Source organism: Bradyrhizobium sp. USDA 4516 (genome assembly GCF_054055915.1).
The window spans coordinates 6383427-6403395 of sequence record NZ_JBSRXT010000001.1; the positions used below are offsets into that span (position 1 = coordinate 6383427).

Annotated in this window: 17 protein-coding genes; 14 read left to right on the plus strand and 3 right to left on the minus strand. The window is 64.3% G+C overall.

The window, feature by feature from the left end:
* Positions 1-23 precede the first annotated feature (23 nt).
* The 5 genes from ACVI1L_RS29045 to ACVI1L_RS29065 all read left to right on the plus strand — a co-directional run bounded on the left by ACVI1L_RS29045 (position 24) and on the right by ACVI1L_RS29065 (position 6709).
* Positions 24-1061, plus strand: coding sequence for an aliphatic amidase (locus tag ACVI1L_RS29045; RefSeq protein ID WP_028331418.1), 1038 nt, complete (start codon positions 24-26; stop codon positions 1059-1061).
* 94 nt (positions 1062-1155) lie between these two features.
* Positions 1156-2490, plus strand: a complete 1335-nt coding sequence (locus tag ACVI1L_RS29050; protein WP_456784455.1) for a purine-cytosine permease family protein — start codon at positions 1156-1158, stop codon at positions 2488-2490.
* Positions 2491-2524: 34 nt separating this feature from the next.
* Positions 2525-3544, plus strand: coding sequence for an alpha/beta fold hydrolase (locus ACVI1L_RS29055; protein ID WP_168857075.1), 1020 nt, complete (start codon positions 2525-2527; stop codon positions 3542-3544).
* A 34-nt stretch (positions 3545-3578) separates the two neighbouring features.
* Positions 3579-4406: a CbbQ/NirQ/NorQ/GpvN family protein gene (locus tag ACVI1L_RS29060; protein ID WP_051002629.1), complete on the plus strand. Its 828-nt coding sequence runs from the start codon at positions 3579-3581 to the stop codon at positions 4404-4406.
* Between the two features lie 14 nt (positions 4407-4420).
* Positions 4421-6709, plus strand: coding sequence for a VWA domain-containing protein (locus tag ACVI1L_RS29065; protein WP_456784456.1), 2289 nt, complete (start codon positions 4421-4423; stop codon positions 6707-6709).
* 10 nt (positions 6710-6719) lie between these two features.
* Here the strand turns inward: ACVI1L_RS29065 and ACVI1L_RS29070 are convergent, their stop codons facing one another.
* Both ACVI1L_RS29070 and ACVI1L_RS29075 read right to left on the minus strand, forming a co-directional pair.
* Positions 6720-7307: an ANTAR domain-containing response regulator gene (locus ACVI1L_RS29070; RefSeq protein WP_057015927.1), complete on the minus strand. Its 588-nt coding sequence runs from the start codon at positions 7305-7307 to the stop codon at positions 6720-6722.
* Complete coding sequence (locus ACVI1L_RS29075; protein ID WP_057015928.1) at positions 7304-8467, minus strand: transporter substrate-binding domain-containing protein; 1164 nt, start codon at positions 8465-8467, stop codon at positions 7304-7306. Before ACVI1L_RS29075 ends, ACVI1L_RS29070 begins: the two co-directional genes overlap by 4 nt.
* A 423-nt stretch (positions 8468-8890) precedes the next feature.
* On the opposite strand from ACVI1L_RS29075, the gene ACVI1L_RS29080 reads away from it, so the two are divergent.
* From ACVI1L_RS29080 to ACVI1L_RS29120, 9 genes are all read left to right on the plus strand, one after another.
* Positions 8891-10291 (plus strand): amidase, encoded by a 1401-nt coding sequence (locus tag ACVI1L_RS29080; protein ID WP_253609377.1) that lies wholly within the window; start codon positions 8891-8893, stop codon positions 10289-10291.
* A gap of 17 nt (positions 10292-10308) precedes the next feature.
* A complete protein-coding gene (locus ACVI1L_RS29085; RefSeq protein WP_092080049.1) occupies positions 10309-11304 on the plus strand; it encodes an acetamidase/formamidase family protein in 996 nt (331 codons plus the stop codon).
* Positions 11305-11362: 58 nt separating this feature from the next.
* Positions 11363-12577, plus strand: a complete 1215-nt coding sequence (locus ACVI1L_RS29090) for an urea ABC transporter substrate-binding protein (protein WP_141339913.1) — start codon at positions 11363-11365, stop codon at positions 12575-12577.
* Between the two features lie 93 nt (positions 12578-12670).
* The gene (locus tag ACVI1L_RS29095) at positions 12671-13537 is read left to right on the plus strand and encodes an ABC transporter permease subunit (protein WP_016845722.1); all 867 of its coding nucleotides are present in this window, start codon (positions 12671-12673) and stop codon (positions 13535-13537) included.
* Between the two features lie 13 nt (positions 13538-13550).
* Entirely contained in the window at positions 13551-14624 is a 1074-nt protein-coding gene (locus ACVI1L_RS29100) for a branched-chain amino acid ABC transporter permease (protein ID WP_057015931.1), read from the plus strand.
* Positions 14625-14627: 3 nt separating this feature from the next.
* Positions 14628-15347 carry an ATP-binding cassette domain-containing protein gene (locus ACVI1L_RS29105; protein ID WP_018270850.1) on the plus strand — a complete coding sequence of 240 codons (720 nt, stop codon included), beginning with the start codon at positions 14628-14630 and terminating at the stop codon, positions 15345-15347.
* Positions 15337-16047 carry an ABC transporter ATP-binding protein gene (locus ACVI1L_RS29110; RefSeq protein ID WP_456784457.1) on the plus strand — a complete coding sequence of 237 codons (711 nt, stop codon included), beginning with the start codon at positions 15337-15339 and terminating at the stop codon, positions 16045-16047. Before ACVI1L_RS29105 ends, ACVI1L_RS29110 begins: the two co-directional genes overlap by 11 nt.
* Positions 16048-16110: 63 nt before the next feature.
* Positions 16111-16872, plus strand: coding sequence for an SDR family NAD(P)-dependent oxidoreductase (locus tag ACVI1L_RS29115; protein ID WP_225647396.1), 762 nt, complete (start codon positions 16111-16113; stop codon positions 16870-16872).
* Positions 16873-16958: 86 nt separating this feature from the next.
* Positions 16959-18362, plus strand: coding sequence for an amidase (locus ACVI1L_RS29120; protein ID WP_456784458.1), 1404 nt, complete (start codon positions 16959-16961; stop codon positions 18360-18362).
* A 5-nt stretch (positions 18363-18367) separates the two neighbouring features.
* On the opposite strand, the gene ACVI1L_RS29125 is transcribed toward ACVI1L_RS29120, so the two are convergent.
* Positions 18368-19957 (minus strand): ABC transporter substrate-binding protein, encoded by a 1590-nt coding sequence (locus ACVI1L_RS29125; RefSeq protein WP_456784459.1) that lies wholly within the window; start codon positions 19955-19957, stop codon positions 18368-18370.
* Between the last annotated feature and the right edge of the window lie 12 nt (positions 19958-19969).

The window sequence follows — 19969 nt, forward strand, 5'->3', positions numbered from 1 at the left end:
CGCTCAGGAAAGGGAGTCGAGACATGTTGCATGGAGACATATCGAGCAGCAAGGACACGGTCGGCGTTGCCGTGGTGAACTACAAGATGCCGCGCCTGCACACCAAGGCCGAGGTGCTGGATAACGCGCGCAACATCGCCAAGATGGTCGAGGGCATGAAACTCGGCCTTCCGGGCATGGACCTCGTGATCTTCCCGGAATACTCGACCCACGGCATCATGTACGACTCCAAGGAGATGTACGAGACGGCGTCGTCCGTGCCGGGCGAGGAGACTCGCATCTTCGCCGACGCCTGCCGCAAGGCGAAGGTCTGGGGCGTGTTCTCGCTGACCGGCGAGCGCCATGAGGAGCACCCCAACAAGGCGCCGTACAACACCCTGATCCTGATGAACGACAAGGGCGAGATCGTCCAGAAGTACCGCAAGATCATGCCGTGGGTACCGATCGAGGGCTGGTATCCCGGCGATTGCACCTACGTCTCGGACGGGCCGAAGGGGCTGAAGATCAGCCTGATCATCTGCGACGACGGCAACTATCCGGAGATCTGGCGTGACTGCGCGATGCGCGGTGCCGAGCTGATCGTGCGCTGCCAGGGCTACATGTATCCGGCCAAGGAGCAGCAGATCCAGATCTCGAAGTCGATGGCCTGGGCCAACAACTGCTACGTCGCGGTCGCCAACGCCTCTGGCTTCGACGGCGTCTATTCCTATTTCGGCCATTCCGCGCTCATCGGTTTCGACGGAAGGACGCTCGGCGAGTGCGGCACGGAGGAGAACGGCATCCAGTACGCGCAGCTCTCGGTGTCGCTGATCCGCGACGCCCGCCGCAACATGCAGTCGCAGAACCATCTCTTCAAGCTGATGCACCGCGGCTATACCGGCCTGATCAACTCCGGCGACGGCGATCGGGGGCACGCGGTCTGCCCCTACACCTTCTACAAGAACTGGATCACGGACCCCGAGGGCACCCGGGAAATGGTCGAGGCCATGACCCGTCCGACCGTCGGAACCGACGAATGCCCGATCGAGGGCATTCCGAACCAGAAAGTCGCACATCGTTGAGTGACAGCGATGATCGGCGCCGGCGCGATGTTTCGCGCCGGCGTGGTTCGATGCAACGGCGGACATTTCCTCGCGGAGGAAACAGGGGGACATCATGAGCGGTCAATCGAATAGCGGGCTGGTTCAGCAGACCGAAGGGCAGATCGACGACCTTCTCGGCCATGAATTCGAGCACGAGCCGGTGCCGATGAGCGCCCGGCGCAGCGCCTTCTCGGTCACGATGGTGTGGCTGGGCTTTCCGATGATCATCACCGGCGCGATGACCGGATCGCTGTTGGTGCTGGGCATGGGGTTCAAGAATGCGCTGGTGGCGATGATCGCCGGCAATCTGATCATGTTCGCCTATGTCGGCGCGCTCGGCCTGATCGGCACGAGGCGAGGCATGAACTTCGCGCTGATCGCGAGCATCGTGTTCGGAAAGAAGGGCTATGTGCTGGCATCGGGTCTGCTGTCGACCCTGCTGCTCGGCTGGTATGCGGTGCAGACCGGCATCACCGGCGCATTGATCTCCTCGACCTACGGCCTCAACTATGTGGCGATGACCATCGTTGCCGGCGTGCTCTATATCGGGATCACCTTCGTCGGCGTGAAGGGACTGCACTGGATCGGGCTGGCGTCGGTGCCGCTGTTTGTCGTGCTCGGCCTTTGGGTCGCGGCCGATGCCGCCTCGACCACGACGTCAGCGGCGATCTTCGGCTATGCCGGCAACAATGGCGTCGCCAGCATGTCGATGGGCGTCGGGCTTACCGTGGTGCTCGCGCTGTTCATCGACGCAGGCACGGTGACGGCGGACTTCAATCGCTGGGCGCCGAGCACGCGGTCCTCGCTGTTTGCCACGTTCAGCGCGTTTCCGTTCGCCAATCTGGTCGCGATGCTGGTCGGCGGCGTGATGACGGCGGCGCTCGCCGTGCCGAACGCCAACCCGTTCGGTGTCGACAACATGTTCGGCTACATGAACGGCAAGCAGCTCACCTGGCTCAGCATCCTCGCATTCATCTTCCTCTATGCCAATCTCGGCTCGGTCTGCTCGCATTGCCTGTACAACGCGGCCACCGGCTGGTCGCGCATCCTCGGGACCAATATGCGGCTGATGGCGGTGGTGCTCGGCGCGCTCGGCATCCTGGTTGCTGCCGGCAATGTCTGGGCGTTCTTCATACAGTGGCTGTCGCTGCTCGGCATCCTCGTGCCGCCGATCGGTGCGATCATTCTGGTCGATCAGTATCTGCTACGGGCCGAGGCGCGTGCGGACGTCGACTGGCGTGCGAAGCCGTTCATCGCCTGGGGCATCGGGTCGCTGTTTGCCTTTGCGGTTGAAAACCTGATGCCGGGACTGTCCACTGCGATCTCCGCCGCGGTGGTCGCAGGCATCGTGTACGGTGCGATCGCACGGGTGGAGTCTCCGACTGAAAAGGTGGCGCGTCCGGCGTAAGCGATCAGCTCGATCAAGCAAGAAGGGTACATCAATGAGCGTCGACTATCAGATCCATGATCTCGGCAATTTGACCTTGCAGCGCGGCGCGACCATTCGCGACTGCAAGCTCGCCTACAAGACCTATGGCCAGCTCAACGCAGCCAAGGACAACGTCATCGTCTATCCGACCTGGTACTCCGGCCAGCACTACGACAATGAATGGCTGATCGGACCGGGCAGGGCGCTCGACCCGGCAAAGTACTTCATCATCATCCCGAACATGCTCGGCAACGGGCTGTCGTCGTCGCCGAGCAACACGCCGGAACCGTATAATGGACCGCGTTTTCCGCAGGTGACGGCCTATGACAATGTGCGCGCCCAGCACCGGCTGGTGACCGAGAAATTCGGCATCAAGCACATCCGTCTGGTGGTCGGCTGGTCGATGGGCGCGCTGCAGACGTTCCATTGGGGCGCGCTCTATCCCGATATGATGGATCTCCTGGCGCCGTTCTGCGGCTCAGCCAAATGCTCGCGGCACAACTTCGTGTTTCTCGAAGGCGTCAAGGCGGCACTCACCGCGGATGCTGCGTGGAAGGAGGGCTGGTACACCGACAAGCCGGCCCGCGGCCTGCGCGCCGCCGCGCGTGTCTATGCCGGCTGGGGCTTTTCACAGGCCTTCTATCGCGAGCAACTCGACATCAAGACGCTGGGCTATTCGTCGCTGGAGGATTTCCTGGTGGCGTTCTGGGAAGGCTTCTTCCTGCCCAAGGATCCCAACAACCTGCTGACCATGCTGTGGACCTGGCAGCACGGCGACATCAGCGACAACGAAATCTACAACGGCGACTTCAAGGCCGCGCTGCGGGCGATCAAGGCCAAGGCCTATGTCATGCCGGGGCAGACCGATCTCTATTTCCCGCCGGAGGACAGCGCGTTCGAGGTCGAGAACATGCCGAACGCCAAGCTCGTGCCGGTACCGTCGATCTGGGGCCACTTCGCCGGCGGGCCGGGGACCAATCCGGTCGATGTCGCCTTCATCGACAGCAAGCTCAAGGAGCTGCTCGCATCGTGATATCGACCGGTTGCGAACGGCTGCCTGCGCGATCATGGGAGGCGTGAGCTTGTCCAATCCCGCTTTGCTGCTTGATCAATACCGCATCCGGGAAGAGCCGTATTACCGGCCGCTCAAGGATGAGGTCGAACTGTTCGGTGCGGCCTATGCCAACCGCATGCCGGTGATGCTGAAAGGGCCCACCGGCTGCGGCAAGACCCGCTTCATTGAATATATGGCGTGGCGGCTCGGCCGCCCGCTGATCACGGTGGCCTGCCACGAGGACATGACGGCGGCGGATCTGGTGGGGCGCTGGCTGCTCGACGCAGAGGGCACGGTGTGGAGCGACGGGCCGCTCACCACAGCGGTGCGCCTTGGCGCGATCTGTTACCTCGACGAGATCGTCGAGGCGCGCCAGGACACGACGGTCGTGATCCATCCCTTGACCGACGATCGTCGTGTGCTGCCGCTGGAAAAGCGCGGTGAATTGATCCACGCCCATTCCGACTTCCAGCTCGTGATTTCCTACAATCCGGGCTACCAGAGCGCGATCAAGGACCTCAAGGAATCCACCAAGCAGCGCTTCGCGGCGCTGGATTTCGGCTATCCTGATCGGCCGGCCGAAACCGAGGTGGTGTCGCGCGAAGCCGGTATCGAGCCGAACCTCGCCGATCTCCTGGTGAAGATCGCCCAGCACAGCCGCAACCTGAAAGGCCAGGGGCTCGACGAAGGTGCCTCGACCCGGATGCTGGTCAATGCCGGCCGACTGATCGGATGCGGCATCAGCCTCGAAAAGGCCTGCGAGACCACGATCGTCGTTCCCCTGACCGATGATGCGGACACCAGGAACACGTTGCGCGACGTGATCTCGGCCTGTGGGTAAGTGGAAGATTGCAGGTGGCGGTCGCGCAAATCAGTTCGCTCGATAGCTTCCGGTCCGGACGTCGGCTTGCGGCACTCTTGCGCGGCCATGACGATGTAGCTGCGGCGGTGCAGACAGCGCGTACCGCTCTGCAGCGAACTGGTTGGTTCGATCACCTGGCGGTCTGGGACGAGGCCGTGCACGCCCTGTTCGAGGCCAATCTCGGTCAAGCCGTGGTGCAGGGTTTTCTGCGTCTATCGGAGCAATGGCCGGCGCAGCGATCGGCCGATGATCTGATCGCGATCGGCCGCGCGGTCAGGGACATCGGCTGCGGTGCCGGAAGCCGCGTCGCCCATGCCTTGCTGGCCGAATTGTCCAAGGTGCTGCCCCGGCTTGCGGGTGCAGGAGAACTCACCGCGGTTCTCGCCGCGCTCGACGAACTCGCAGCCACCGGGCCGGAGTCGGCGGGGCTCGCGATCGGCCGGCTGGGGCAGTTTCTGACGCATGCCGGCGGCGAGGAGTTTGCGGCGTGGGTCTCCGCTGGCTTGCGCGCCAGTGGCAGTCGCGCATCGCGCCGCCGCGCCTATTTCGCGCTCGACGATCAGCTTTCGGCGCAGCTGTTCGCAGCCGGTCGGAGCGGGGATGATTTCGCGCGGCTGGAGAAGCGCCTCGCTGCAACCACGATCGCGTTGTGGAACAGAAAGCCGCGTTTCCGCAAACTTGCCGTTGCACCGACGCCGGTGCCGCGGCGGACCTCACTCGCCGCCGGCCTCGTCGGTCTTCCGCAGACCTTTCCCGGCTTCGAGGGCGAGGCGGCCGACGCCGTCTATCTCGCGGCGGTCGCGCATGCCGGCGCGCATCTGGTGCATTCCACCACCCGCTTTCCGGTGAGGCGACTGAAGGCGCTGCAGATCGCGCTGGTCTCGCTGATCGAGGATGCCCGGGTCGAGGCGCTGGCGCTCCACCGGATGCCGGGGCTGCGCCGGCTGTGGCTGCCATTTCACAGCGCGACGCCAGCCGGCCAGGCAACCGCAGCCGGACTGATGATGCGGCTGGCGCGGGCGCTGATCGATCCCGATTATCAGGATCCGGATGCGTGGGTGACCAAGGGGCGGACGCTGTTTGCCGCTGCCGCCGGCCGCTGGACCGATCCCGCCATCAGCCGCGAGATCGGTGGTTTGCTCGGCAACGACATCGGGCAGATGCGGCTGCAGTTCAACGCCAAGAGCTACGTCGTCGAACCTGCCTATCGCGACGACAATCTGGCGCTGTGGGATTTCGGCGACCAGCGGGACAGTCCGGCCGAGACGATCGAACTTGCCGTCGATTCCGTCCGGATCGAGCGGCGCGACGATGCGGGTGGTCAGCCGGCCGACGACAACGCCAAGCCGGACGAGACGCTGCGCGCGAAGGCCAGCGCGGTAACGCTGCTGGACGGGTTTCCGGTCGCGACCTACCCGGAATGGGACTATGCGGCGCGTACCGAGCGGCCGGACTGGACCACGATTCTGGAAGCCGATGCAGCCGTTTCCGCGCAGCCCTTCGATTCCTCGACGGACGCCGAGGCGATGCGCTGGATCACGGAGTTGACCCGCGACGCGTCGATCGGCCGCCGGATCAGACACAAGGGCCAGCGCGACGGCGACGCGCTCGACATCGACGCGGCGATCGCGCTGACAATCGAGCGGCGCACCGGCAATATCAGCGAGCCCAGGGTCTACCAGCGCGATGCGCCGGGACCGCGCGATCTCGCCATCCTGCTGCTCTTGGACCTGTCGCAATCGACCGCCGACCGTGACCGCCGCGGCCGGACGGTCCTCGACGTCGAACGCAAGGCGGCTGCGATCATGGCGGCGGCGGTCGAGGCCGCCAATGATGCGATCGCGGTGCATGGTTTCAGCTCCGACGGCCGCGAGCGCGTGCGCTATCTGCGCATCAAGGGCTTTGCGGAGCCGATGGATGCCGTGGTTCGCGCGCGTCTAGCCGGCCTTGGTAGCAGCCATTCCACCCGGCTGGGCGCGGCATTGCGCCATGCCGGGGGCTACCTCGCGGAACGACGCGCGTTCCGGAAAGTGCTGCTGGTTCTGACCGACGGCGAGCCGTCCGACGTCGACGTGCCGGATGCGCAATATCTCGTCGAGGACGCCCGCCGGGCCGCGCAGCAGCTGCGGCGGCGCGGCACCGATATCTTTGCCTTCGGCATCGGTGAGCACAGATTTCCCCAGCTCGATCGGATTTTCGGCGAGCGCTATGCGCTCCGGGTGCCGCGCATCGAGGTGTTGCCGCAACGGGTGATGCAGCTCTACGCGGAACTGAAGAAATAGACGACCGGCTCTAGCCCGTTGCCCGGGGCAGGGAGCCCTTTGCGGTGATCTCCGCCGAGAGTTCCTCGATCGTCTTGCGCTGCTCCATGGCGGCGCGGCGGATCAGCGCAAAGGCCGCCGGCTCGGCCAGCGCATGGCTGTGCATGACCTGAAGGACCGCGGCAAGCACGACGCGGCGGGATCGCAGCCGCTGCTCCAGCTTGAGCACCTGCTGCTTGAGCTCGCTGGTGCGCTCGCTTCGCTCGAAAGCCAGGACGAGCGCGGCATAGATGCCGGCCGATCGCAGCGGCTTCACCAGGAATGACGCCGGATCGAGGTCGAGCACCAGCTTCAGACGGCTTGGCGTCTCGGTGCCGAGCAGGGCGATGACCGGGCTTCGTCCAAGCGACGTCCGCTGTGCCGGCGAGGTGAGCGGCAGGAACTCGTCATCGATCAGCGTCACGTCGGGACGGCAGTCGATACTGGCACCGGGCTCCCATATGACGATCTCGATCCCGAGGCGCTCGAACTGCCGCCTGACGATCGAGGCATCGCGCTCATCCTTGATGGCGACGAGCGCCTTGCGGCCCCGCAGCGAAAATGAAGACGGTTTGCTCATTTCACAACCCGCAAATGCGGCGCATTCGGCAACGTTCCATCCCTTGCCGGGCTGGCGGCGATGTCGAGCTGCGTCAGATAGGGATCCGGTCTAACCGGCGCTTCAGCTTCCCAGAAGATGTCAAACTGTCCTTCGGCGTTCGAGACGGCCAGCCGCGGCGTCAGGACGCAGTGGTTGTTGCTGCCGTCGATCCAGACCGGACCTTGCGGCGAATTGTAGCGATGGCCGGCCGCGGCGCGCCGCACCTCGCCGATATCGGATGTGCCCGCGCGCTGCAGCGCCCGGGCCAGCAGATAGACCGCGACATAGGCGGATTGCCCGTCGACGGACGGGCTGCTGTGCTCGCCGTGGCGCGCCTTCCAGCGCGCCACGAAGGCCCGGTTCTCGGGCAGGCGAATGCTCTCGAAATAGGCCGACGATGTGATGCATCCGGCCGATGCGGGACCCGCGATCTTGAGCTCGGGCTCGCACAGGCTGCAGCTCAGCATCGGGATCTCGAGGCCAGCCGCGGCGGTCGCCGCATGAAAGGCGCGGATGAAGTCGTAACTCGAACTGCCGACCAAGGTGTTGAAGACGACCGGCGGCCGGCGCCGCACGATCTCGTCCACGATGTGCGTGACCGCGCTTTCACCAAGTTCGAGCAGGCGTTCGGCGAGAATGCGTCCTTTGGCCGCCGTCACCAGCTCGCGGGTGACGCGATTGGTTTCCCAGGTCCAGACGTAGTTGGAGCCGACACAGAAGATCTCGCGCGACAGATTATCGAGCACGTAACGCACCAGCGGCAGTACGTTGTGATTGGGTGAGGCGCCTACATAGATGACATTGTCGGAGCATTCGAACCCCTCGTAGCGCGCCGGATACCAGAGCAGGCGGTCGGTACGCTCGACGATCGGCAGCACCTGCTTGCGCGAGGCCGAGGTGTAGCAGCCGATGATATGCTCGACGCCGACGTTGCGAATGAGGTCGTCGCAGACCGTGTGGTACTCCGAAATGATTCCGCGGGGATCGCGGACATGCGCCGATATCGCGAAGTCGAATTCGTCCTGATTGTTGATTTCGTCGACCGCCATCATGGCGCTCTTCAGGATCTCGCGTCCCATGGCCTGATAGGGCCCGTGCTGCGAGCAGATGATGCCGACTGGAATGGAGGGCTTGGTCATTGAGTACTTTCGGCCGCGCAACGCATCAAGGAAATCATCTTCGCAGAGGTCGGTGCAAGAGGTCATGCCGATTTGCTGCGCATGCACCTCGCGAAATTTGTGCAGCCAGCCTCGTTGACAACGCGCTGCACACCTCCTTAGAATTTTCTCCTACAGGGCTTCCTGTCGAACCTTGCGTGCGTCGATCTGGCCGATGACGTCCCGATCGCCGCGCAGAGTGCTCCGTTCGACTCCGGACCCATGCGATAGTTCATAGCCGCGGCATTTGGGCCATTCGTCACCTTCGTTTCGGAGGGGCGGGTGGTTTTTTGCTTTTGCCGCTAAACAAATTGGCGACACGTCCGTGCCGCCAAGCCGGAGGCGCATGCGCGGTGATGGGCAGTGCCTGCGCTTGCGTCATGTCAAGTGCGGGGATGAGAAACGATGCCGACGACGGATCTTCACTATCTCGGGCTCATTGAGATCGGGCAGCAAATCCAGGCCAAAAAGCTCTCGCCGGTCGAGGTGACCAAGGCGATGCTCGGGCGGATCGAGCAGCTCGACGGCAAGCTCAAGAGCTACGCCTATGTGATGGGCGAGGCGGCGCTGGCCGAAGCGGCGGCAGCCGAGAAGGACATCGCGTCCGGCAAGATCAAGGGACCGCTCCACGGCGTGCCGATCGCCGTCAAGGATTTGTGCTGGGCCAAGGGCGCTCCGGCCGCGCATGGCATGACCATTCACCGGGACTTCCGGCCGAGCGAGGATGCCACGGTCGTCGCGCGGTTGAAGGATGCCGGCGCTGTCATCCTCGGCAAGCTGCAGCAGACCGAGGGCGCCTATGCCGACCATCACCCGAAGATCGACCCGCCGAAGAATCCGTGGAATGCGGATTTGTGGTCGGGCGCATCGTCGAGCGGTTCCGGCGTCGCCACCGCTGCGGGGCTTTGCTTCGGCTCGCTTGGCACCGATACCGGCGGCTCGATCCGTTTTCCATCGGCCGCCAACGGCATCACCGGGCTGAAGCCGACCTGGGGACGCGTCAGCCGTTATGGCGCGTTCGAACTCGCGGCAACACTCGATCACATCGGCCCGATGGCGCGCAGCGCGGCCGATTGCGGCGCCATCCTCGCCGTGATCGCGGGCCAGGATCCCAAGGACACCACCTCCGTGCCGCTGCCTGTGCCGAACTATCTCGCCGGCCTGTCCGGCGATTTGCGCGGCGTGACGATCGGGGTCGATCGCCGCTGGACCAGCGAGGGGACCGACGAGGCTGCCGGCAAGGTGCTCAGCGAAGGGCTGCGCGTTGCTGCCGATTTGGGCGCGAAGATCAAGGACATCACGTTTCCTGATCCCAAGGCCGTCATCGAGGACTGGTTCCCCTTGTGCGGCATCGAAGTGGCGGTCGCGCACGAAGAGACCTATCCCGCACGCAAGGACGAATATGGTCCGGCGCTCGCCGGCCTGCTCGATCTCGGCCGGGCGCAATCCGGCATGAATTACCAGAAGATCGTGCTGCGGCGCGAAGCGTTCCGCGGCGCGGTGCGGCTGTTGTTCGAGACGGTCGATCTGATCGCCGTTCCGGCCCAGGCGTTCGCTGCGCCGACATTGGCCAAGATGGCGGCGCTGGGTGAGGATCCGTCGCTGATTACCGGGCTGCTGCGCTTCACCTGTCCGTTCGACATGACCGGCAGCCCGACCGTGACGCTTCCCGGCGGCTTCGCGCCGAACGGCGGGCCGATCGCCTTCCAGTTCGTCGGCCGCCACTTCGACGAAGCAAGCCTCGTTCGCGCGGGCGATGCCTTCCAGCGCGTCACCGACTGGCACAAGCGCCATCCCGCGATCTGAATTGAGGAGCCGACCGCATGACCGAAGATTGGTTGAAGAGTTCCATCATGGCCAAGCGCGCCCTTGCCAAGGGCGCGATCGGTACGACCCATAGCCTGACGATCGAGCAGCAGGGTGGCTTCCATTACGTCTATGGGCCCTATGCCAAGCCGACCCTGTCGATCGACCCGGGTGGGGTCGTCGTTGTCGAAACCGAAGACGCCTTCGGCGGCGTGCTCACCAGCGAAAGCGACAGTCCTACGGCGAAGCTGAACTTCCCCTATCTGAACCCGCAATGCGGGCCGATCGCGGTCAAGGGCGCCAAGAAGGGTGATTGCCTCGCCGTCTATATCCGCGACGTCGAGACCCGCGGCGCGCAGCCGGCCGGAACGACCTGCATCATTCCGGAGTTCGGCGGCCTGGTCGGGACCGCATCCACGGCGCTGCTCAACCCGCCGCTGCCGGAACGCGTCAGGAAGTTGCATGTCGACCGCAACGGCGTGCGCTGGAACGACAAGATCACGCTGCCCTATGAGCCGTTCATCGGCACGATCGGCGTCTCGCCCGAGATCGAGGCGATTTCCTCGCTGCAGCCCGATTATCACGGCGGCAACATGGACCTGCCCGACGTTGCACCGGGCGCGATTATCTATCTGCCGGTGCATGCCGAAGGCGGGCTGCTCTATGTCGGCGACTGCCACGCCACGCAGGGCGACGGCGAACTCTCGGGCGTCGCGCTGGAGCAGCGCGCGACGGTGACGCTGCAGATCGATCTGATCAAGAACTGGAGCTTCGCCTGGCCGCGGCTCGAGACGCGCGACTTCATCATGACGATCGGCAGCGCGCGCCCGCTCGAGGACGCGGCGCGCATCGCCTATCGCGAGCTCGTGCGCTGGATGAGCGCCGATTACGGCTTCGACGAGATCGACGCCTACATGCTGCTCAGCCAGGCCGGCCGCATGCGGCTCGGCAACATGGTCGATCCCAAATACACGATGGGGGCGTCGATCCTGAAGAATTACCTCAAGGCGTGACTTCAAACATCCTTCAACGACAGAGGACATCGCGATGTATTCGGGGCGTATAGTCGGAATGGCTTTGCTTGGTGCAATGCTCGGGACCGCGGCAATAGGTGCCGCCCAGGCGGCGGAGCCGCCGCTGAAGGTCGGCTTGCTGGAGGACGTCTCCGGCGATCTCGCCTTCATGGGCATGCCGAAGCTGCACGGCTCGCAGCTGGCGGTCGAGGAGATCAACAAGAGCGGCGGCATTCTCGGCCGGCAGATCGAGTTGATCCATCTCGATCCCCAGGGTGACAATGCCCGCTATCAGGAGTTCGGCCGACGGCTGCTCAATCGCGACAAGGTCGACGTGCTGATCGGCGGCATCACCTCGGCATCGCGCGAGGCGCTGCGTCCGATCGTCGATCGCACCACCACGCCGTACTTCTATACGAACCAGTATGAAGGCGGTGTCTGCGACGCCAGCATGATCAGCATGGGCGCGGTGCCGGAGCAGCAGTTCTCGACCCTGATCCCCTGGATGGTCCAGAAGTTCGGCAAGAAGGTCTATGTCATCGCAGCCGACTACAATTTCGGCCAGATCTCCGCGGAGTGGAACCGCAAGATCATGAAGGACCTCGGCGGCGAGGTCGTGGGCGAGGAATTCATCCCGCTCGGCGTGTCGCAGTTCGCGCAGACGATCCAGAACATCCAGAAGGCGAAGCCGGACTGGCTGCTGACGATCAATGTCGGCGCGGCGCAGGACTCGTTCTTCGAACAGGCAGCCGCGGCCAACCTCAACCTGCCGATGGGCTCTTCGATCAAGATCATGCTCGGCTTCGAGCATAAGCGGTTCAAGCCGCCGGCGCTCAACAACATGCATGCGACCGCGAACTGGTTCGAGGAGATCGATACCCCCGAAGCCAATGACTTCAAGAAGCGCTGGCACGCAAAATTCCCCGATGAGCTTTACATCAACGACATGGGCTACAACGCCTATAACGCGCTCTACATGTACAAGGCGCTGGTCGAGAAGGCCAAGTCGACCAAGCTCGAGGACATGCGCAAGGTGATCGCAACGGGGGATGCCTGCATCGAGGCTCCCGAGGGCAAGGTCTGCATCGACCCGAAGAGCCAGCATACGTCGCACCGCATGCGCCTGATCTCGGTCGGGCCCAAGCATGAGGTGACGGTGGAGAAGGACTACGGCACCATCCAGCCTTACTGGCTTGGCGAGATCGGCTGCGACCTCACCAAGAAGAACGACAAGGATCAGTACACGCCGAGTCATCTTCCCAGCAAGTCGTGATGCGCGCAGGCACGAATCTTGCTCGTGTTTGCACCGCGGCTTTGAGGCGAGCCGGCGCCGCAATGATGCGGCGCCGCGATCAGGGAGACCGGAATGTCGGCTGAACTCTTCTCGGTATTCTATCAGTTCGCCGATGTCTTCGCGTTCCTCATCCTGTCGGCGGCGGGCCTGGCCATCGTGTTCGGCATGATGGGCGTCATCAACATGGCGCATGGCGAGTTCATCATGTGCGGCGCCTACGTCACCGTGGGGCTCGTGAATCTCGGCGTGCCGCTTCCGATCGCGCAGATCCTGGCCGCGCTGACGGCGGGGATCATCGGCATGATCGTCGAGTACCTCGTCGTGCGGCGCTTCTACAAGCGACCGCTCGACTCGCTGCTCGCGACCTGGGGCCTCAGTCTGATCGTGACGCAGTCGATGCTGCTGATCGTCGGCTCCGCGGTGCGCGGTATTGGCACGCCGGAAGGAAGCTTCGCGATCGGGGGCTACACGTTTTCGACCTACCGGCTGGTGCTGTTTGCCTGTGCGGTAGCGGTCCTTGCGGGCCTCTACATCATCTTCATGAAGACGCGCTTTGGCGTGATCGCGCGCGCCACGATGCAGAACGCGGCGATGGCCAAGGCGCTCGGCGCGCGCACCGGGCGGATCTATTCCATCAGCTTCGGCATCGGCACCGCGCTCGCGGGGCTCTGCGGCGCGCTCTACGCGCCGACCATGACGCTGATCCCGACCATGGGCGCGACCTTTGTGGTCGAGAGCTTCGTCACCGTGGTGATCGGCGGCGCCAATGTCCTGCTCGGAACCGCGCCGGCCGCGGTGTTCCTGGCGATGATCCGAATGGCATTGAATGCCAGCTACGGGCAGATCATCGGCCAGATCGGCATGCTGTTTGCTGTCATCCTGATCATACGTGTGCTGCCCGAGGGACTATCCAGCGTGCTGGTTCGTCGTGGGCGCTAGACGGGAATTTCTGATGTTGAAGCTGCTCGAGGGCCCGCAGACGCTCGGACGCGGGAAGATCTTCTGGTCCTGCTTCCTCGCCGTGCTGGCCGGGGCGCTGATCTATCCGCTGTTCGCCGATTCCTATGATGTCGGCAATTTCGCCTACTTCCTGATCTGGATCTTCATGGCGCTCGGCCTCTGCCTGATGTGGGGATACGGCGGCATGCTGTCGTTCGGCCAGACCTTCTTCTTCGGCATCGCCGGCTACGGCTATGGCGTGCTCGCCATCAATATGGGCGGGGGAACGACCACGATCGCCGCGCTGGTTCTCTCCGTGGTCATCGCGATGATCGCGGCCGGGATCCTCGGTTACTTCATGATCTGGGGCGGCATCAGCGGGATTTTCTTCGGCATCGTGACGTTGTCGGCGACGCTAGTGCTTGCCTTCTTCCTCGGGCAGACCGCGGGGCCCGAATGGCATATCGGTCCGGCTCGGCTGAACGGCTTCAACGGCATGAAGGGAATGGACCCGCTCACGGTCGGCGACTTCGACATCGAGGGCTCGGCGCTCTATTACGTCATGATCGCGCTGATCGTGATCGTCTACATCGCGCTGCGCATGCTGGTGAACTCGAGCGTAGGCAACGTGATCGTGGCGACGCGGGAAAATCCGCAGCGCGCCGAGATGCTCGGCTATGACGTCCGCAAGTATCAGCTTCTGACCTTCGTGATCGGCAGCGGCCTCGCAGGGTTGAGCGGCGCACTGTACACGTCGTGGGGGCAGTTCATCACGCCATCCAGCATCGGCCTGCCGGCGGCGGCGATGCCGATCGTGTGGGTGGCGTTCTCCGGACGCAACGATCTGACCGCGACCCTGGTCGGATCGTTCCTGCTGCTGTTCGGCTTTCAGACCATCACGGTCTACAGCCAGCAAGCGGCGCTGGTGCTGATGGGCGTTCTGCTGCTCGCCACCGTGATGCTGGCGCCGCAGGGCTTCGTGCTCGGCATTGGCAAGCTCGTCGTCGATTGGTGGACCAGGCGTCGGCGCCGCGACGAAGCCCCCGCGCTGGCCGACACCGCCCGCCTGCAATCCGATGAGACCTGAATCATGGCGCTGGTCGATGTGAAAGGTGTCTCCAAGCGTTTCGGTGGATTGACCGCCGTCTCCGACGTCGACCTGACGGTCAATGCCGGCGAGGTCCATTGCCTGATCGGGCCCAACGGGGCCGGGAAGAGCACGCTGTTCAAATTGATCGTCGGGCTCTATCCGCCGACCACGGGCAGCATCTTCTTCGACTCGATCGATATCACCGCCGAGCGGCCCTACGCGCGGGTGCAGCGCGGCATGAGCATCAAGATGCAGGCGCCGAGCGTGTTCAAGGAGCTGCCGGTGCGGCAGAACATCCAGATCGCGCTGCAGGAACGCATTTCGGGCGCGGAATGCCGTGCTGAAGAGGAGCGGCTGCTCGCATTGCTCAATCTGGCTGACGATAGCGGCAAGCTCGCCGGTGCGCTGTCGCACGGCCAGCAGCAATGGCTGGAGATCGGGATGGCGCTGGCGCTGCAGCCGCAGCTGCTGCTGCTGGACGAGCCGACCGCCGGCATGTCGCCGGAAGAGACTTTCAAGACCGGCGAGCTGATCAAGTCGTTCAATGCCGAGGGCATGACCGTCCTGGTCGTCGAGCACGACATGGCGTTTGTGCGTCAGGTCGCCCAGCGCGTTACCGTTCTGCATCTTGGCAAGATCTTCGCGCGCGGCAGCTTGGAGGCGATTTTGGAAGACGAGAAGGTCGCGGAAATCTATCTGGGTAAGACTCATGCCCACTGATCGCATTCTGGAGGTGTCGGGGCTTTGGGCGGGCTACGGCGCGACGCCGATCCTGCAAGGCGTCAGCATGTCGGTTTCGCGCGGCGAGATCGTCGGCGTGATCGGCCGCAACGGCGTCGGCAAGTCGACCCTGATGCGGTGCCTGATCGGCCTGCTGCAGACCTGGCGCGGCACCATCAGCTTCATGGATCAGGATGTCACGCAGCTCGAGGCCGATGCGCGGGCGCGCGCCGGCTTCGGCTACATCCCGCAGGGCCGCGACGTGTTTCCACAAATGAGCGTCGAGGAGAATTTGCAGGTCGGCGAGTTGATCGGCGGGCCCGAAGGCAAGAAGCTGCCCGAGCTCGTCTACGAGTATTTTCCACGCCTGAGGGAGCGCCGGCGCCAGATCGCGGGCACCATGTCGGGCGGCGAGCAGCAGCAGCTTGCGATCGGCCGCGCGCTGATCGGCAATCCGGCGCTGATGATCCTCGACGAGCCGTCGGAGGGCATCCAGCCGTCGATCGTGCAGCATATTTGCGAGGCGCTGAAATCGTTCCGAGCGGAGCTCGGGACCACGATCGTGTTCGTGGAGCAGAACCTCGACACCATCCTGGAGATTGCGCAGCGCTGCTACATCATGGAGAAGGGCAAGATCACGCGATCGCTGGCCGGTGAGGAGGTCAACGCGGACAACGTTCGCGTGCAGCTGTTGCTGTGATCGACCGCGCGATGCGGTGAAGATCAGTGCGTTGCATAATTGATAATAATGGAGGGAATGGACATGGATCTCGGACTCAAGGGAGCAAAGGTTCTCGTTACCGGCAGCACCAAGGGCATCGGCAGGGCGATCGCCGACACGTTCGCCGCCGAGGGCGCCAATGTCGGCATCTGTGCGCGCAACCAGGGCGACGTCGACGCTGCGGTCACAGCGCTCAAGGCCAAGGGCGTTTCGGCGTTCGGTAGTGCCGTCGACGTCTCTAACGGGCCGGCCCTGAAGGCCTGGGTCGCCGACATGGCGTCCAAGCTCGGCGGCATCGATGTCGTGGTCGCCAATGTCAGCGCGCTGTCGATCGGGCAGGACGAGGAGAGCTGGGAGAAGGAATTCTCCACCGACATGATGGGGACGGTGCGCCTCGTCAACGCGGCGATGCCGTATCTGGAGAAGAGCGGCGCCGCCGCGATCGTCACCATCTCGAGCGTGTCGGGACGCGAGGTCGATTTTGCCAGCGGTCCCTACGGTACGTTCAAGGCGGCGATCATCCACTACACGCAGGGCCTTGCCTACCAGCTCGCGGCCAAGGGCATCCGGGCCAATTCGGTGTCGCCGGGCAACACCTATTTCGAGGGCGGCGTCTGGAACATGATCAAGGACGGCAATCCCGAACTGTACAAGACAGCACTGGCGCTCAACCCGACCGGCCGCATGGGCACGCCGCAGGAGATGGCGAACGCCGCCGTGTTCCTGGCCAGCAAAGCGGCGAGCTTCATCACGGGGACCAACCTCGTGGTGGACGGCGCGTTGACGCGCGGCGTCCAGTTCTAGGCGGGGCGCGCCGTCAGCAGAGTCGCGAGATCGCCGCCCGCGGCGGCGGTCCGGACAGGCATATTCCGATAACAGCAGGGCGTCAGATGTCAGCGGATTCATTGCACTACAAATCCATCACCGAAATCTCCGAGCTCATTCGCCGCAAGGAGGCGAAGCCCTCGGAGATCACCGAGGCGATGCTGGGCCGGATTGCGAAGCTGGACGGACAGTTTCACGGCTATGCGCTGGTCCTTGCGGAGCGGGCGATGGACCAGGCCAAGCAGTACGATGCGGAGATCGCCAAGGGTGTCTGGCGCGGCCCGCTGCATGGCGTTCCGATCGGGCTGAAGGACCTCTGTTACACCTCGTTTGCGCCGACCGCGGGTGGCACGACGATCCACGCCAAGTTCGTGCCGTCCTTCAATGCCACGATCGTGGATCGGCTCGAAGTCGCCGGCGCGGTGACGCTCGGCAAGCTGAAGATGACGGAGGGGGCCTATACCAGCCACCATCCTGCAATCCGGGCCCCGCTCAACCCGTGGAATGTGAACTACTGGGTCGGCTCCTCATCGACCGGATCGGGCGTCGCGACCGCGGCGGGGCTCTGCTACGGCTCGATCGGCAGCGACACCGGCGGCTCGATCCGCTTTCCGTCGGCGACCTGCGGGTTGACCGGGATCAAGCCGACCTGGGGGCGGGTCAGCCGCTACGGCGTCTTCCCGCTGGCCGACTCGCTCGATCACGTCGGGCCGATGTGCCGCAGCGCTGCGGATGCCGCGGCGATGCTCGGCGTCATCGCGGGCGCTGATATCAACGACCCGACCGCCTTGCGGGCTCCGGTGCCGAATTATCTGGCTGGAGCGGGCGACGGCATCAGGGGCCTCAGGATCGGTGTTGACCGCAGGTACACCCAGGAGGGCATCGATCGGCAGGTCGTCGCCGCGCTGGTGCAAGCCGAGCGCACACTCGCCGATCTCGGCGCCGACATCCGCGAGGTGCATTTCCCGCCCTACCAGAAGCTCGTCAGCCAGTGGATTGCGATGTGTTCGGTGGAGACGGCTGAGGCGCATCTGGACACCTACCCGTCGCGCAAGTCGGAATACGGACCCGACCTCGCGCAGCTGATCGAGCAGGGCCGGGCGACGAGCGGCGTCGACATCGCGGCCATCCATCATGAACGGCAGAAGTTCAGCGGCAGCCTCGTCGCGATGTTCGAGGATATCGACCTGCTGCTGATCCCGACGATGCCGGTGCCGATCCCGACGCTCACCAAGATGAGCGAATACGGTGCCGACCCCAATGTCCTCCTGAGCATTCTGCGCTTCACGGCGGTGTTCGATTTCTCGGGCAGCCCGACCATCACGCTGCCGATGGGCATGGCCTCGGACCAGATGCCGCTCAGTATGCAACTGGTCGGCCCGCATCTGTCCGAGGACGTGCTGGTCCGCGCCGGCGCCGCGTTCCAGTCGGCGACGGATTGGCACACGCGGCGGCCGCCGATCGAATAGAGGCCTCAACCCGTCTTGTCGACATTCCAGAACAGCGGCACCGGCGCGCGGACGATGTCCTTCAGCGCCTTGCGCGTCGCGGCCGGTTGATTGTACTGCCCGGTCGGGACGTGGGTGACCACCTCGTAGGCGCGTGCCTGGATCTTGTCGGCCAGCGCCTTCTGGTCCGGCGGCGCCGCGGTTCGGGCAAAGCTGTCGCGCAGCCGCTCGAGCTCGGTATCCTCGACCCAGCCGAAGAAGCCGCCGTTCTTGCCCTTGCCGTTGACGCAGGCGTTGCCGATCGGATTGACGAGGTCGGCGCTGGCCCAGGTCGAATGGTAGAGCGACCAGCCGCCCTCGGCCGGCATCGACTGTTTGGCGCGGCGTGCCACCACCGAACCCCAATCCATCGCCAGCAGGCTGACGTTCATGCCGATCGAACGCAGCGCCTCGGCGGTGACCGTGCCGAGCGCGGTGATGATCGGGGCGTCGGTCGCGTGCAGGATCGTGATCTGCTCGCCCTTGTAGCCGCCCTGCTTGAGCAACTCCCTGGCTTTCGCGGTGTCCGCCTTGGTCGACCATCCGACCGCGCTTTCGAACGGCGTGCCGGCGACGAAGATTGCCGGCGTGATCTTGTAGTAATCGGGATTGCCGATCTGGGTGTCGAGCCAGTCCTTCTGGTTCACCGCGTGCAGCACGGCCTGGCGGATCTCCGGCCGGTCGAACGGCGGCACCAGCCAGTTCATCCGGCACATGCCGGAGAAGCCAAGCGTGTTGTAATCGGTCAGCTCGACATTGGAGGCGCGCGCAAGCATCGGATGATGGTCGTGCGGCGGCACCTCGAAATAGTCGATCTCGTCGTTGACAAGCGCGTTGGTCGCGATCTGGAAATCCGGCACGCTGATCCATTCGTAGCGGCCGATCTTGACGACCTTTCCGCCGCCGGTGCCGTCGGACGGCTCGTCGCGGGAAACGTAGTCCGGGTTTTTCTCATAGGCGGCCTTGACGCCGGGCTGGAATTCCGCCGTCACGAAGCGGAATGGTCCGGAGCCGAGATGATCTGATATGGCCTGGTCGGCGGGCGTCGCGGCAATCCGCGCCGGCACGATGAAGGGCACGTTGGCGGTCGGCTTGCCGAGCGCCGCCAGCACGAAGCCGCAGGGCTCCTTCAGCACCATGCGGAAGCTGCGCTCGTCGACCGCCTTCAGTTCGGCAATGAATTCGAACAGTTTCTGGCCCATCGTGTCGCGCTTGGCCCAGCGCTGCAGCGAGGGGATGACGTCGGCCGACGTCACCGCGCTGCGGTCATGGAATTTGAGGCCGGGCCGCAGGCGGAAGGTGTAGGTCAGGCCGTCGGCGGAGACCTCCCAGGCCTCGACCATCTGCGGCTTGATCTCGAATTTCGAATTGGTCGAGAACAGAGTGTCGTAGATCATGTAGCCGTGGTTGCGCGCGGTCCACGCCGTCGTCATGATCGGATCGGTGACGCGCAGCGGCGCGTGCATGACGGCCGTGATCGTCTTCGAATTGGCCCGCGCGATGCGCGGCATCGCAATGCCGAGGCTTGCTCCCGCACTGATCTGCAACAGACGGCGGCGGTTGATCGGTGGTCCCATGGTGTCCCCCTG

Excerpts from the sequence above, each read along its gene's own strand:
- ACVI1L_RS29045 (WP_028331418.1), top strand. The coding sequence starts at position 24 with ATGTTGCATGGAGACATATCGAGCAGCAAGGACACGGTCGGCGTTGCC.
- ACVI1L_RS29050 (WP_456784455.1), top strand. The coding sequence starts at position 1,156 with ATGAGCGGTCAATCGAATAGCGGGCTGGTTCAGCAGACCGAAGGGCAG.
- ACVI1L_RS29060 (WP_051002629.1), top strand. The coding sequence starts at position 3,579 with ATGGGAGGCGTGAGCTTGTCCAATCCCGCTTTGCTGCTTGATCAATAC.
- ACVI1L_RS29070 (WP_057015927.1), bottom strand. The coding sequence starts at position 7,307 with ATGAGCAAACCGTCTTCATTTTCGCTGCGGGGCCGCAAGGCGCTCGTC.
- ACVI1L_RS29110 (WP_456784457.1), top strand. The coding sequence starts at position 15,337 with ATGCCCACTGATCGCATTCTGGAGGTGTCGGGGCTTTGGGCGGGCTAC.
- ACVI1L_RS29075 (WP_057015928.1), bottom strand. The coding sequence starts at position 8,467 with ATGACCAAGCCCTCCATTCCAGTCGGCATCATCTGCTCGCAGCACGGG.
- ACVI1L_RS29055 (WP_168857075.1), top strand. The coding sequence starts at position 2,525 with ATGAGCGTCGACTATCAGATCCATGATCTCGGCAATTTGACCTTGCAG.
- ACVI1L_RS29125 (WP_456784459.1), bottom strand. The coding sequence starts at position 19,957 with ATGGGACCACCGATCAACCGCCGCCGTCTGTTGCAGATCAGTGCGGGA.
- ACVI1L_RS29105 (WP_018270850.1), top strand. The coding sequence starts at position 14,628 with ATGGCGCTGGTCGATGTGAAAGGTGTCTCCAAGCGTTTCGGTGGATTG.
- ACVI1L_RS29100 (WP_057015931.1), top strand. The coding sequence starts at position 13,551 with ATGTTGAAGCTGCTCGAGGGCCCGCAGACGCTCGGACGCGGGAAGATC.
- ACVI1L_RS29085 (WP_092080049.1), top strand. The coding sequence starts at position 10,309 with ATGACCGAAGATTGGTTGAAGAGTTCCATCATGGCCAAGCGCGCCCTT.
- ACVI1L_RS29090 (WP_141339913.1), top strand. The coding sequence starts at position 11,363 with ATGGCTTTGCTTGGTGCAATGCTCGGGACCGCGGCAATAGGTGCCGCC.
- ACVI1L_RS29080 (WP_253609377.1), top strand. The coding sequence starts at position 8,891 with ATGCCGACGACGGATCTTCACTATCTCGGGCTCATTGAGATCGGGCAG.
- ACVI1L_RS29120 (WP_456784458.1), top strand. The coding sequence starts at position 16,959 with ATGTCAGCGGATTCATTGCACTACAAATCCATCACCGAAATCTCCGAG.
- ACVI1L_RS29095 (WP_016845722.1), top strand. The coding sequence starts at position 12,671 with ATGTCGGCTGAACTCTTCTCGGTATTCTATCAGTTCGCCGATGTCTTC.
- ACVI1L_RS29115 (WP_225647396.1), top strand. The coding sequence starts at position 16,111 with ATGGATCTCGGACTCAAGGGAGCAAAGGTTCTCGTTACCGGCAGCACC.